Source organism: Microcoleus sp. AR_TQ3_B6 (assembly GCF_036702785.1).
Lineage (GTDB): Bacteria > Cyanobacteriota > Cyanobacteriia > Cyanobacteriales > Microcoleaceae > Microcoleus.
Window position 1 is genome coordinate 1 of record NZ_JAUBVJ010000044.1, and the last position, 13,168, is coordinate 13,168.

At 42.5% G+C, this 13,168-nt stretch carries 11 protein-coding genes; 2 read left to right on the plus strand and 9 right to left on the minus strand.

The features are described 5' to 3' along the window. The 8 genes from QUB56_RS20495 to QUB56_RS20530 all read right to left on the minus strand — a co-directional run. Window positions 1-1,405 (minus strand): hypothetical protein (locus QUB56_RS20495; RefSeq protein ID WP_332957661.1); only part of this gene is annotated, 1,405 nt, incomplete at its 3' end. Window positions 1,406-1,442: 37 nt separating this feature from the next. Then, window positions 1,443-1,955, minus strand: a complete 513-nt coding sequence (locus tag QUB56_RS20500; protein ID WP_332957663.1) for a phage tail protein — start codon at window positions 1,953-1,955, stop codon at window positions 1,443-1,445. Continuing rightward, window positions 1,955-2,113 (minus strand): hypothetical protein, encoded by a 159-nt coding sequence (locus QUB56_RS20505; RefSeq protein WP_332957664.1) that lies wholly within the window; start codon window positions 2,111-2,113, stop codon window positions 1,955-1,957. The genes QUB56_RS20500 and QUB56_RS20505 overlap by 1 nt, the downstream gene beginning before the upstream one ends. Before the next feature lie 3 nt (window positions 2,114-2,116). Further along, on the minus strand, window positions 2,117-4,558 hold the full coding sequence (locus QUB56_RS20510; RefSeq protein WP_332957665.1) for a substrate-binding domain-containing protein: 2,442 nt from the start codon (window positions 4,556-4,558) through the stop codon (window positions 2,117-2,119). 239 nt (window positions 4,559-4,797) lie between these two features. Next, window positions 4,798-5,127 carry a hypothetical protein gene (locus QUB56_RS20515; RefSeq protein ID WP_332957667.1) on the minus strand — a complete coding sequence of 110 codons (330 nt, stop codon included), beginning with the start codon at window positions 5,125-5,127 and terminating at the stop codon, window positions 4,798-4,800. Window positions 5,128-5,143: 16 nt separating this feature from the next. Beyond that, on the minus strand, window positions 5,144-5,635 hold the full coding sequence (locus QUB56_RS20520; RefSeq protein ID WP_332957668.1) for a phage tail protein: 492 nt from the start codon (window positions 5,633-5,635) through the stop codon (window positions 5,144-5,146). Window positions 5,636-5,823: 188 nt separating this feature from the next. Next, entirely contained in the window at window positions 5,824-6,294 is a 471-nt protein-coding gene (locus QUB56_RS20525; protein ID WP_332957670.1) for a phage tail protein, read from the minus strand. 102 nt (window positions 6,295-6,396) lie between these two features. Next, window positions 6,397-8,061, minus strand: coding sequence for a phage tail sheath C-terminal domain-containing protein (locus QUB56_RS20530; RefSeq protein ID WP_332957672.1), 1,665 nt, complete (start codon window positions 8,059-8,061; stop codon window positions 6,397-6,399). 402 nt (window positions 8,062-8,463) lie between these two features. Here QUB56_RS20530 and QUB56_RS20535 point away from each other — a divergent pair, with 402 nt between their 5' ends. Next, window positions 8,464-9,717, plus strand: a complete 1,254-nt coding sequence (locus QUB56_RS20535) for a DUF4255 domain-containing protein (protein WP_332957673.1) — start codon at window positions 8,464-8,466, stop codon at window positions 9,715-9,717. Between the two features lie 327 nt (window positions 9,718-10,044). Then, entirely contained in the window at window positions 10,045-12,150 is a 2,106-nt protein-coding gene (locus QUB56_RS20540; RefSeq protein ID WP_332957674.1) for an ATP-binding protein, read from the plus strand. A 434-nt stretch (window positions 12,151-12,584) separates the two neighbouring features. On the opposite strand, the gene QUB56_RS20545 is transcribed toward QUB56_RS20540, so the two are convergent. Continuing rightward, window positions 12,585-13,166 (minus strand): DUF6714 family protein, encoded by a 582-nt coding sequence (locus QUB56_RS20545; RefSeq protein WP_332957675.1) that lies wholly within the window; start codon window positions 13,164-13,166, stop codon window positions 12,585-12,587. Between the last annotated feature and the right edge of the window lie 2 nt (window positions 13,167-13,168).

Sequence of the window (13,168 nt, forward strand, 5' to 3'; positions counted from 1 at the left end):
ATTGGATTAAGTTGGCAGAATTTGGGGCCGCCTCTACTTTTTCTTCTGTTTGAGGCGTTAAATTTTCTGTTTCTTGAGTTGGTACTGGGGAAGGTTTTGATTGGATTAAGTTGGGAGAGTTGGGAACCGCATACACTTCTCCATCTGTTTGAGGCGTTAAATTTTTGGGTGGCTTTCGACTTATTTCTGGTTGTGACACTACAGTTTCTGGAGATGATACTGGAGAAGGTTTGGCTTGGATTAAGTTTGGTGAAGCTGGTGCGATCGCATCCATCTCTACCTCAGTTCTATTAGTTAAATTTTCTGTTTGTTTTCCAATTGACTCTAGTTGTAGCGATCGAGGTTCTTGAGGTAATCCTGAATTAGCTTGGGTTTGGATTAAGTTGGAAGAAGTTGCTCCGATCGCATCCACTTCTCCATCCGCTTTAGCAGTTAAATCTTCGGTTTTTGTTGCCCTTATTTCTGGCTGTAGTGATACAGATTCTTGAGGTGGTACTGAAGAAGGTTTAGATTGAATTAAGTTAGGAGAGGTAGGTGCGATCGCATTTACCTTTCCCATATTAGTAATAGATGAAGAAGGCAAACTTTCTCTATCTAAACTTAGCTGGCCCGAAAAGCTTGTTGGCGGTTGTGGTAAAGGTTTAGCTATAGATTGAGAGCTTAAGAGGCTGTTAAAACCTAGATAATTATCGTTGAATCTGCTGATTTGAGGTAAATCTAAGGAGTCAGAAGTAGAAATATTATTGGCTGGCTTTGCCGAAACTCTTGGCGATACGTTGTTGGATATATCAACCGTACTCCTTGGCATCGAATTAGATAAACTAGAAGTTTCTCCAGAAGTAGAAACCAGATTCTCAGAACTCGATGTACTTTGCTTTTGTGTAAATTGAGGCAAGCCTGATAAGCTAGAAATCTCAAAAACAGATGTTTGAACTAAAGGTTTTGAAATTGCCAATGGTTTAAGTTGAGCGATATTTTCCGTTGCAGCGTTAGCACTATTCAATGCGGCTGCATTTAGAGATAAAGGCTCATTTTTTGAGGGGTAATTTGTAGGAAAATTTCCGACCAAATCTTGTGTATTAGGTATCTCGCCTAAATTTGAGTTAATCTCAGGTCGAGCTCGAATAGGTAATTGATTATCGAAAAACTGAGGAATTCCTCCAGCAAAATTTTCCCCATCTTCCTTTATTGGCGTCCCTGCATCTAATCCCCAGTTGCCAATTTCCCCATCTTTATTTACCTCTCCTAATGGCTGAAGCACAGAATTACCAAATGGCTGCAACCTTTGCCCTAGGGGATTTAAAGACTGACATAAAGGAGACAGCGATCGCTGGAGTTTAACGTCATTTCCCAGAGGAGTGGGTTGAATTAAAGAATCTTTCAACCCTAGAGGCTTTAAAGTCATAATCATTGCCTCCCAAGCGGAGTTTTACACTAATTTGCTATAAGAAATAACCAGATGCATGGCGCCCCGGTTGCAGTTTTATCGCGCCTCCTCCTTCTGATTTGGCTATCTTCAATCCCTCATAAGCTAGGGTCAATTCTTCAATCGCCACCGTGTTAGAATTGCCTTGGAGTGCTGGCGCTTTCCAACCAATTGGAATGGCTGCTACTAAGGTCCAGCATTGCATGGTTACCCCTGCTTGGTTAAAGAGCAAAATATTTACATTCCGCCGTTCTTTTTTGCCATTGCTTAAGGTATTACTTACCCAATCCCAAAAAACAAAATCATCGGTAATACCGCGTTTTAGAGTTATATCTGAAAACTCAGCTTGACCTAAAACAATCCGTTGGTGATCGTTGACACCACCTTCAAAATAAGTTTCTTTCTTGATTTTGACTCCTAATCCCGAACACTCGCTAAACGAAGCCGTAATACTACTTTCCATTTCCACGTAAAAGCGATTAGCAGTTACGTAGTTCAGTGCGTGCGTGTCTTCACCGTTTTTAGACATCAGACCCTCCCTCTATAGTTTCCAGCACGATCGCGAGTATTTCTCAAGTCTTCCAGCATCAATTCATAAACTCTATCACTCAGTTTCCTCATCAACATTGGATCTAAAATAACTTTATCAATCAATTGAGCCATTTCATTTTTTTTCTTTACATTCATCTTTTAATTCCTCTTAGGTAAAGTTCGCAATGATACCAGTCCTGCTTCGCTCAGCAAACGTTGCCCCTCATCCGTTTTTAGCAGTTCGGCAAATTTTTTTCCTGCAACCGCTTGCGTTTTATCTTTTTTGGGATAAACTACTACCAAACGGTAACTTAATGGATAGCTACCAGATTTAAATGCTTCAACATTAGGCCAATAACTTCCTTTATCATTACATAAATCAATCGTCGGTTCTATGGGTTTTACTTGGTTACCAAGCTGTTGAACTAATGGCTCAACTTCTTCTTCCTTTTTTCCTAGTGCCAAGGGATAAACAGCACATTGATTAAACACGCGACTGAGTAAACCAAAACCAAATCCCACCGTTTGATTCTGCTCGAAATCTTTTAGTATTTCTCCTAAAATATAATTTTCATTAATTGGTTGTTGATTTATTATTTTTTGCTGCGCCTCTCTAATCAGTTTTTCCGCCAACTTTTTAAACTGTTGAGGTGGATCTCCTTTAAACACTAACTCTTCAAAAAATTTAACAGCCTGAGGATTATCAACTGGCATATAAACCTTGATGTTCTGGCTAATCCCTTCTGGAGGAGACCAGTTGCTCAAGCTTCCTGTTGTGTAAATTTCTCGTAATTGGTCAAGCGTAATTTTGCCGTTCAAAGCATTCGGAACACTCTGGTGTCTTTTGTTATCGCTGAAAGCTACAAATACTACCAATCCATCATAGGCAACTTCCACCTGCTCCATATCATCGGGTAAATCTTTTATAAAAGTAGTAAGGGCAAAGTCTGCTCTCTTCCGTCTAATTTCTTCTATTATGTTTTCGTTTGAAATCTCGAGCGTATATGTTTTTAATCTCGGCTCGCGAAGGGTTAGTTCTTCTACAAATGTTTTATTGTAAGAAACTAAACTAACTGTATTAAGAATATAACTCCAAATTCCATCAGCCTCGGTTATGTACGTAACTGTTTCAGTTGGAACTCGATCGATCTGGGCAAGGCAGCAGGGTTCCGAAGAATTAAAAACAAGCCCTTCAACTTTAGACGGCTGACGCCATCTTAACATAATTTGCACCAACAATCCCGCCAGGAAACCCAAAAGAATAATCGTTAATACCAGTCGAAATAACGAAGAAGATTTCTGAGTATTTTCTTTTTCCAAGCTGTCCGTTTCTGCTGTTACGTCTAGTGGCGTTTCAAGCTCCCTTGACTGGGGTGCTAACAACTCTTTTCTTGCTTCAAAAGCTGTTTTAAATGGCTGGTCAATTCCTAATAGACGATGGATAAATTTATTCAGCCTAGTATCTTTAATTTCAGGCCAATGTTGTTCAAACTTGGGGTTAAGCGGTTGAGCGGTATCAGGGTCTACTGTTGTTCCCCATAACAAATAAAAACTTACATATCCCAGATCGATTAAATCTTGTTTGGGTGAGCGCTCGCTAAAATTGGCAGTGGGTGGTTTAAATAAATCTTCCCAGAGGGCTAAATCGGCTACGTAGATAAAAAATTGCGGTTGATCTAGGGCAGATGGCTGACTGCTACTCGCAATTAAAAGGCTATCAAGACTGAGATAACCGTGGGGCAAGCCTTGCTCGATCTCGTAATCAAAAGCTCGCAGTCTGTGACTGTGGAGAAACCAAAGTGTTTGCAATACTTGATCCAAAACTCCGCGCACCTGTTGGGGAGTCATAGCCCCGCTTTTTAGCAGATACTCTCTCAAAGTTAGGCTATTGTGAATCGGTTGCTCGAAAATTAGGTAGCAGCGTTTTTCGTTGCTAGGTGCGATCGCATCCCAAGGACTAATCAAACGAAAATCCTTTCCTACCCCATTCTTGAAGTTCAAATTCGCTAGCTTTTCAAACTTTTCTTTCCGCTCTTTTGCTTCTTTTTGATTAAAATCCCGGTCGGTTAACAAATATTCTTTAATTAAAACAGGCTTGTTATTCTCAACCTGAATTCCTTGATACAACCGCACTATTTCCCCATGTTTTAAACATTTTTCAACTCGATACTTACCGCGACGACCCCCGCGAATTTCTATATCTGTTGGTAAAATGGGTAGAGTTTTTGCACTGGGAGATGTTTTTCTCGCTAACCGATCTGCCGTTGCAATCGTTACCGCGTTTGCTATTTCATTTAAACTACTGCTTGCTACTTTTACTTGCGATATCCTAGCATTAGGTTCGTTCAATAACTTTTGTGGGGAGTAGGGATTAAGCATCCTGTCTGCTTGTGAGTTTCTTCTTTCCACAGGTATATTAGATTGCTCAACCGAATTTTCCCGCGTTTCAGTCTTTTTACCCCAGGGTAACTCAACGTTTTCATACTCTTTTTGCGCGTGGCGGGTCGCTATCCGAGATAGGTTTTGAAATGGGTAGCAAATAAAGTTTGCTACCTCCCTAAAATTGCTGCCAACTGAATTTACTAAATCGGCGAGTCTCACAGCACCCCTCCCATATTAGATAGAAATAATACGCATAATTTTTAATAACAGGACTTACGTACAGGCACAGAAAAACCGGGGGGTTTTATTAAATGTACGGGTCACAACAGAGTCTTTCCATTGGTAAAAAATCCGGTTTTTGGGCAAGTTCGCGAACTCCTAAATAACTTAAATTACAGCGAGAAAATTAATAATTGGTGATTGGTAACTACCAATTGCTAAATGCTAATTCCTAACTGTTAATTAGAAGGTTTTGTAGGTTCTTTTGATTCTACGTCTTCTTCCAACTCGTTAATGCGACGATAAAATTGGTACAAATAATTCAGGTCGCAAGCAAAAAGATCCTCAATTACCGTGGGAGTTACTTCTTCTAATGCACCCAATCTAGTAATTACCCTCGATAAAATAATTACTGTAGAATAGGCAGGATTAGACTTAACGCGGGGGTCACGCAATGGCAAAATTTCATCGATCGCTTTGGCTAAACGCATCACACCTTTGCGGTGTAAATTTCCATCTGCATCTAAAAAGCCTTTTGGTAAAGTAAATTCAAATTCCATTTGAAACATCTTGAAACCTTACCGCTTATTGTTGCCGAGCAAATATTTCTACAGCAATTTCCATTTCTTCAATTTCCGAATCCCCACCAGCAGAACTTAAATCAGAAACAACGTAACTAATAGGCCAAGCTCCTTGAAACTGGAATATTGCCTGTGAGTTATTACTTTGGTCATAAATAGTTAAAGAACCATCTCGACGTTGTTTAGCCCAATTTCCTTCTTGAACTGCTTCAAACCACTTCCACAAAGTTGTGGAGTTAGTCATGCCCCGACGTAGGGTTATATTATTAGTTTTAACATTCCCCGGAACCTTTGTGCAAACAACCTGACCCATTTTTGCTGCACCCCAACGCTGGGGTGTAACCTCGGTAACTTCTATGACATCTTGAGTGCGTTTAAACCCTTTGCAATCCATAAAATAAGCATCAACTGGTTCTTGGCTGCCCTCTAGTTTTAATTCGATATAAAATCGGCAATTTGTGAGGATTTCTGGAAAAGCGTTAATCAGGTTTGGCATTTTACCTTCTGGCTAATTTTAGATTTCTGAGGTCAGATTTCCGATTTAAATTCAAGCAGGGCTTAAAACAAACGGATTTCTGTAGAAGAAAAATAGTTGCACAAGCTAGAAATTTCAGCAAAAAACATGGTTTCTAGCTTGCGCAAACGTAAGTCCTGTTCAATCTCAAATTTCAAATCTCAAATTACCTATTGTACTCGTTTGATATCTTCGTGTACTAGGGTTATGGTTTCGTTAGCCACATCATTCGATCCAGCTTCTAGTTTAGGCCCTTCATATTTGGTAGGATAAGCATTTTGCAACTCCCAACGGGCTTTCATCTCTCCTCCTTGGTCGTAAACAGTAACCGAAGCGGCTTTCCGATTTGAGGACCATTCCGACTTACCCCCAGCATTTTTGTTGCAATCTTCGTACCATTTGTAAAGGTCTTTGTTAGTAGTAGCAACAACTTTGACGACAACCGGAGTATATTTGACTCGGGTGGGAGCAGCCTGACGCAAGTTCATTGCGTTTTTACTCGAGCCCATTACTTTGTCAGCCCCGGCGGCTGGGCTTTCAGCACTTAAACCCGAGACTTCCAGAATTTGCTTATCTGTCAGACCGTCAGCTTCAAAATAAAACCTACAACTGACTAATAGTTCATCGGTGCTTTCTGGCATAATTCAACTCCTTTTGATTTTGTAATTGATGATTAGTAATGGGTAATTGGTAATTTTTGTTTTCATTACCATTCCCTCGTTTCACTCGCCCCTTACCTAATTTTATTGGTCATCTTGAGCGTTCCACTGACTGATGCGGAAGATGACAAATTCTGCTGGTCGGACTGGGCAAACCCCAACTTCAATATACAACCGACCTAGAATCATCGTTTCAGGGGGATTGATTTCTTCATCGCACTTGACGTAAAACGCTTGTTCGGGGCTGCTACCAAACAATGCGCCTTCACGCCACAGTCGTTCGAGGAAATTGCTAACTGTCCGCCGTACTCTTGCCCACAAATCTTGATCGTTTGGCTCAAATACAACCCATTGAGTGCCTAATTCGATCGATTTATTGATATAGCTCATCAAGCGACGGACGCTGATATAACGCCACTCGGTTTTTTCCGGTTCTACTAATGTTCTTGCGCCCCAAATCTTAATGCCTCGATTGGGGAAGGTGCGCAGGCAATTAATCCCTTTGGGGTTCAATAATTCTTGTTCCCGGAAGTTGCAATCGTAAGATAATCCGATGACGCCGCGCGGAGTTTCATTTGCTGGTGCTTTGTAGACTCCTCGCGTTTCATCTGTGCGCGACCACACCCCCATCATGTGACCCGAAGGCGGGATTAATATCGGTTTTCCAGCATTACGGGGATTGGGGACTTTAATCCACGGATAGTAAAGCGCTGCAAACATGGAACGTCGGTTAAATTCATTATCTAACCAATTAGTTACGTGTTGCGGTTTGATGCAGTCGTGGGGAACATCCAAAACCACCATGCGATTGGGCGGATTGGGTGCGGCGTTTTCGCACAGACTTACCATCAAGTCCATGAGTCCGTGCAGTTGGTCGCGATCGATCAAGCCCTGTTTGTGCGCCAGCATTAAATCTGGACAGGCGACGATCGTGATTTCGTCAATCTCGAATAACCCTTGTATCCCGCTACGATCGTCGCGCACCCCTCGCACGTATCCGTACAAGTTTTCCTGCGTCGGTAAAAGAGGGGGAGGGCTGACTTCGTATTGACCGTCTAGGGGACGGCGGGTAAGCGGCAGCCCGCGTTGGGTCAAGTCTATGACGGTGACGTACTGTGATGCTTCTTCGAGTTTGGTCACTACATAGTCGCCTACCTCTGGCTGCACGTTCCGATCCATCGTCAGTTGTTCGTGCCTTTCGAGTTCTTGCCCGTCGCGCTTGATGACTACGGTGAAGAATTCAGCGGGGACAGGGGCTGGGGTGTTTGGATCTTCGGGATAACCTCTCGGTTCGCTGGGTAAGATTTCTACGTTGACTGCGCTAGTATCTGTTTCTTCTTCTCCCTGCTTGAGGATAAATTGCAAAGATTCGCGTTTGGCAGAGGTTTTCACCGTCAGTGCGGTGGATTCTGGTCCTGGTTGAGTCGTCCTTTCTGCGGGTTTTGGGAGTTCGGTACCGATGCTAACAATCCAACACCTAGCGCCTCCGTTTAAGAACCAACCGTTAACGGCGAAAGGTAAATAGGCACCAAAATCTGTGAATCCATCGGAGTTTTCTTTAGCAAAGTATTCTAAATATTGATTCCAACAGGTGACTAGCATCGGTTTGCCGATTTCGGCACCATTGCGAATCGCTTCGGTAAAGCCAATAAAGCCAGCGATGTTGGTTTGTACGCCCTCTATGGGGCGACTACCTCGGTCAATTTCTTCGACGTATACACCAGGGGCAAAGTAATCAAGTCTTGCCATAGCTTTCTTCCTTAAAGGGAAAAATTTACTAATTACCGCATACCATACTCACTTACCATATTTCATCTACCAGTTATCCTTGTTACTATTTTTAAGCTGGTGGCTTGCTTATTCAAATTCTTATATGTAAATTTGCATGAAGAAGTTGAAGCACCACTTTTTGTTGATAACTGATCGCTGCTAATTGTTAAGTGAGGCTGATCTTTGGACTCGTGTTCTGATCAATCCTAAATGCCTTATCTGATTTATACCATTTTTCAGCTAAGCTAAAGTGGCTAATCGAATAATTGACATAGATTATAGTACACTAAACTTTGTTGACCAGAAATCTGCATAAATTGTGTTTTTTCTTAATAACTTTCATCAAAATTTAAATTTAACCTGGATTAACTTTTAGAGAAGATGAGTAACTATCTAGCGATCGCCACCGTCACAGCCACCCTGCAAAGGCTTTTGCAATCGGCGATCCAACTCGATCTACCAGGAGCCAAGGTTACCACCGTGCGCCCTGAAGCAAGTGGGGGTAAAACGCCAGAAGTAGGAGTGAATATTTATCTGTATCAAGCGACACCCAGTCGGGCTTGGGAGAATGCCGACTTACGCAACCGTCGCCCCAAGGGAGAATTAACTAAACAGGCCCAAGCGGCGTTGGACCTATTCTACATCATGACGTTTTACGGCAATGACATAGAGTTGGAACCCCAACGTTTGCTCGGTAGCGCTGTGCGTACCATTGTTGACAACCCGATATTCACGCCTGAGATGATTCGAGCGACGCTGAATCACTCGAGTTTTAGATATTTGGCAGATTCTACCTTGGAACAGCAAGTCGATCGGGTGACGATTGTTCCGAGCAAGATGAATACGGAGGAACTATCGAAAATTTGGTCAGTGTTATTCCAAACACCGTATGTGCTATCTTTTGCTTGCCAAGGCGGTGCAGTTTTGATTGAAGGCAACAAACACAGCCCCAGAGCCTTGCCAGTAAAGAGCGTACAATTTTATACAACGCCCAACCAGCCGATGGTTGAGGAAGCGATCTCAGAAGCGGGGGCAAATCAACCGATTGTAGCGGGTAGTATATTGATGATGCGTGGCAAGCAGTTGCAGGCCGATGGAGTACAGGTGAGAATCGGCGAGGCGAGGGTAACGCCGCAAAAGGTGAGCGAAAAAGAGCTGCAGTTGAATTTATCTTTGCTACCAGAAGAAGAAAAGCAAAGTTTGCGGGCGGGGGTACAGCAGTTGTGCGTGTTGCATCCGATCGTGAAGCTGACGCCCACTGAGCCCGATCGGGCAATAGCGTCGAATGTACTCCCTTTTGTCTTGTGTCCGCAGATTGTAGGAAAGCCAGAAGTATTGGATTTATGGGGAAACGAGGACGATCTGTATGTGGCAGAATTCCAGGTGCAAGTTGATTTAACCATTGGTAGGAACCAGCGGGTGCTATTGTTTTTGAACGAGCGATCGAATAACAATCCGGTGGGTTACATTTTTACAGCCAAACCCCGTGATGAACCTATCGACACGGTGGTGTTTCCGATTTTGGATGTGAAGGGAGGAGAATATTTGGTACGCGTGCAGATCGATGGTGCCGAGAGTCCCCTCGATGTAGAGGGGGATAGTGGGTATATGGGTCCGTGCGTCGTAATTGGGTAAACTACCCACCGCCAAGCTGAGTACAGTAGGGTACGTAGTAACAGATCGCCGCAGGCGTGCACTCGACGTATTTACGTCATCATAGGTGTTCGCGATCGGCCATCAATCTTGTTTATTCCCTCGCGCGCTTGAAAAAAGTCCAATCGAGCGATCCTCTTTGACGGTTCCGCTAACATCGTCAACCTTCTTTCAGGTGTTTGGGAGCCTTTTTCACCACACTAGACCAGGCTGGTCCTGCGCACCTTACAACTACAGATACTGTAAAAAATGATTTCTTGCGTAAGTCCTGACTAATGTTTTGGCACAATAAGTAAGCAATACTCTTAAATGAACATTAAACAAAGCAGTCAATGGCAGGATGCCAATATTAAATACCTGAGGGCATCGGTAGCAGTAATCGAGCAAATCTTATCAAGTTATATTACTGAACCGGAAAATTGCCTATTCTCATTAAAGGTAGAACAAGCTAGATTGGAACTGGCAGCGGCGTCAGTAATGCCTTTTCCATCAGCATTACAAGAACTAGCAATTGCATTCAATTTATCTGATTTCGAGCGAGAGGTACTTCTGTTATGTGCAGGCATGGAATTACAGCAAAACTTTGATTTTTTGTGCGCAGAGGCTCAGGGAAATGGACAGCTAAGTTATCCTACATTTAATCTGGCAATGTCAGCTTTAACCGCACCCCATTGGAGTGCTCTTTCTCCAGATGCTCCGTTACGTCGCTGGCAGTTAATTGAAGTTGTGCGCGGTAAAACTATAACCCATAGTGAGTTGAGAATTAACGAGCGAATTTTGCACTATTTAATAGGAGTAGATTGTTTAGATGAAGCATTTAAAGGTATTATCAAGCCAGTCTCTGCTAGCGAAGAAATGGTACGATCGCGCCACCAGCAGTTAAGCGGTTCGCACTCGACAATAGCATCTCAAATAGCAGCACTGTGGTCAAAAAACTGGGTACAGCAGCAAAATGGTTTTTCTCTGGACTCACTACCAATTACAGATTACCCATTACCAATAGTACAATTATGCGGGGCTGAAGTAGAATCTAAATTGGCGATCGCATCCACTGCCTGTGAAATCTTAGGAATTAAATTAGCCGTAATATCTACCAGAGTAATTCCGACAGTTACTGCCGAATTGAATAACTTGATTTTACTCTGGTATAGAGAAGCGAAGTTGATGCGATCTGCTTTGTTATTAGACTGCGATGAAATGGACTCAGAAGATGGAGCAAAAGAGAACGCCATCGCTCAACTGATTGTTAATATCACCAGTCCCATAATTATAATAACGCGCGATCGCCGTAAAACTACAAGGCGTCCTTTCATCACTTTTGATATCCATCCACCCACAAAACAAGAACAACGACAAATCTGGCAAAACGCTTTAAAAGAATTTGTACCTGTTCTCAACGGACAAGTAGAAGTATTAGTCGAACAATTCAACCTTAACGCCCCCACGATTTATGCTGTTTGTGAGGAAATGATTAGTCAAAACCCCGAAAAAATCGGGGCAGGTTTTACAGATAATCTTCCTTCCCCACAAACAAGTAAAATCAATCCGCCCGCTACAATCCGAAATCAATTATGGGACATCTGTCGCGCCCAATCTCGTCCCCGGTTAGATGACTTAGCTCAACGTATCTTACCCGCCGCCACTTGGGATGATTTAGTATTACCAGAAACAGAACGCCAAACCTTGCGAGAAATTGCCGCTCATGTCAGGCAACGCACCAAAGTTTACAAAGAATGGGGATTTGCAGGTAAAGGAGATCGAGGTTTAGGAATTAGCGCTTTATTTGCCGGAACCTCTGGAACTGGAAAAACTATGTCATCAGAGGTGCTAGCTGGGGAATTGCAACTCGATCTTTACCGAATTGACTTAAGTTCTGTAGTCAGCAAATATATCGGCGAAACTGAGAAAAACTTGCGCCGGGTTTTCGATGCTGCCGAAAGTGGAGCGACAATTTTGTTATTTGACGAAGCCGATGCGATTTTTGGCAAACGTTCTGATGTCAAAGATAGCCACGATCGCTATGCCAATATGGAAGTTAGCTATCTGCTACAACGCATGGAATCTTACCAAGGTTTAGCGATTTTGACAACGAATTTAAAAGATTCTTTGGATACAGCTTTTCTACGCCGGATTCGATTTGTAGTGAAATATAGTTTCCCAGATGCCAAAGATAGGGCTGAAATTTGGCGGCGAATTTTCCCAAAAAATACGCCTACAGAGGGACTGGATTGTGTCAAATTAGGGCGGCTAAACGTAGCAGGGGGGAATATCCGTAATATTGCCTTGAATGCAGCTTTTATGGCAGCAGATGCCGGGGAACCCGTGCAGATGAAACACTTGCTGATTGCGGCTCGGACTGAGTATGTGAAGTTGGAGAGAACGCTAACCGACGCGGAAATTAGGGGCTGGTTATAGGAAAGAACCTGAAAACCCTGTCGCTTTAATCCAGGGATGAAAAATCACAGGAGGCTTTAATCTGAACTTCCCCCTGTAAATATACTTACACAGGCTCAAAAGCCTCTCATCACAAAGGTTTCAGTTATTGAGTAAAAAAATGTGTCGCCATGTAGATGATTGATATCTTTTTGCGATCGGCAATTATGTTGAATCTACAACAATAGAGCGCTCACGCCTGCGTCAGCTATTGTTTATAAATGGGTACAAATTTTCAGCTCAACAGTTGCATCCTTTGTTGAGTAATAGTTTTAGGACTGTTAGTACATTTGTATGGGGGAAGTCCAAACTAGAATTAGGAAGATCTGCTGTTTTTCCCTGCTTACCATCTCTTTTGCCCAAGGCTTAGAAACATCAGCTTATTCAAAAATACTTTTCCCGTTTAAACCAGCTATTCAAAGCGGAAAAATGAACCAATAGCGTTCGATTGCTATCTCTGGCTCCTTAGAAAAGAAATAATCATTTTTCTCAGCTTTTAGATATTCCAAGTAATATCGAATCGCCTGACCTTGTTGCTGGTTGAATCCAGACATTCGTTCCATAAATTGGTGAACCTTTTGATTGGAGCGGGATAGCTCCTCAATCAGAAATTGGCTTACTTCTAACTTAATTTCGTTTGGTTGCTGCTGAATACAGCTTAAATTGATTAAGGAATCAGCCTCCACAGGAAGCGTCAAGTAATAGACACTAATCTCCGGTAAAGCATCACTTTCATCAAACTCTCGAACAACATTTGATAAATAAGCTGGAAGATAAAATCGAAATGCTTCAGGGGTCAAAAAAGCAAGTGCCGAATTTTCTCTAATTAGTGTTTCTTGAGATAATTCGCTCCAATGTTTACCCGCAAAAGTTTGCTGAATTTCTACACACTCCAAGTGGTAGCCAGTGTTATCGTAAACTAAGTTGAGATCGCCTGGATAAGGCTGTGTCTGGAAACTACTGGTGAGTTTATCTAAGACAATGGATGAGCTAATCATAA

What these genes read in the sequence shown, in the direction of transcription:
- QUB56_RS20540 (WP_332957674.1), top strand. Translation starts at nt 10,045, where the DNA reads ATGAACATTAAACAAAGCAGTCAATGGCAGGATGCCAATATTAAATAC.
- QUB56_RS20535 (WP_332957673.1), top strand. Translation starts at nt 8,464, where the DNA reads ATGAGTAACTATCTAGCGATCGCCACCGTCACAGCCACCCTGCAAAGG.
- QUB56_RS20545 (WP_332957675.1), bottom strand. Translation starts at nt 13,166, where the DNA reads ATGATTAGCTCATCCATTGTCTTAGATAAACTCACCAGTAGTTTCCAG.
- QUB56_RS20525 (WP_332957670.1), bottom strand. Translation starts at nt 6,294, where the DNA reads ATGCCAGAAAGCACCGATGAACTATTAGTCAGTTGTAGGTTTTATTTT.
- QUB56_RS20520 (WP_332957668.1), bottom strand. Translation starts at nt 5,635, where the DNA reads ATGCCAAACCTGATTAACGCTTTTCCAGAAATCCTCACAAATTGCCGA.
- QUB56_RS20505 (WP_332957664.1), bottom strand. Translation starts at nt 2,113, where the DNA reads ATGAATGTAAAGAAAAAAAATGAAATGGCTCAATTGATTGATAAAGTT.
- QUB56_RS20515 (WP_332957667.1), bottom strand. Translation starts at nt 5,127, where the DNA reads ATGTTTCAAATGGAATTTGAATTTACTTTACCAAAAGGCTTTTTAGAT.
- QUB56_RS20500 (WP_332957663.1), bottom strand. Translation starts at nt 1,955, where the DNA reads ATGTCTAAAAACGGTGAAGACACGCACGCACTGAACTACGTAACTGCT.
- QUB56_RS20530 (WP_332957672.1), bottom strand. Translation starts at nt 8,061, where the DNA reads ATGGCAAGACTTGATTACTTTGCCCCTGGTGTATACGTCGAAGAAATT.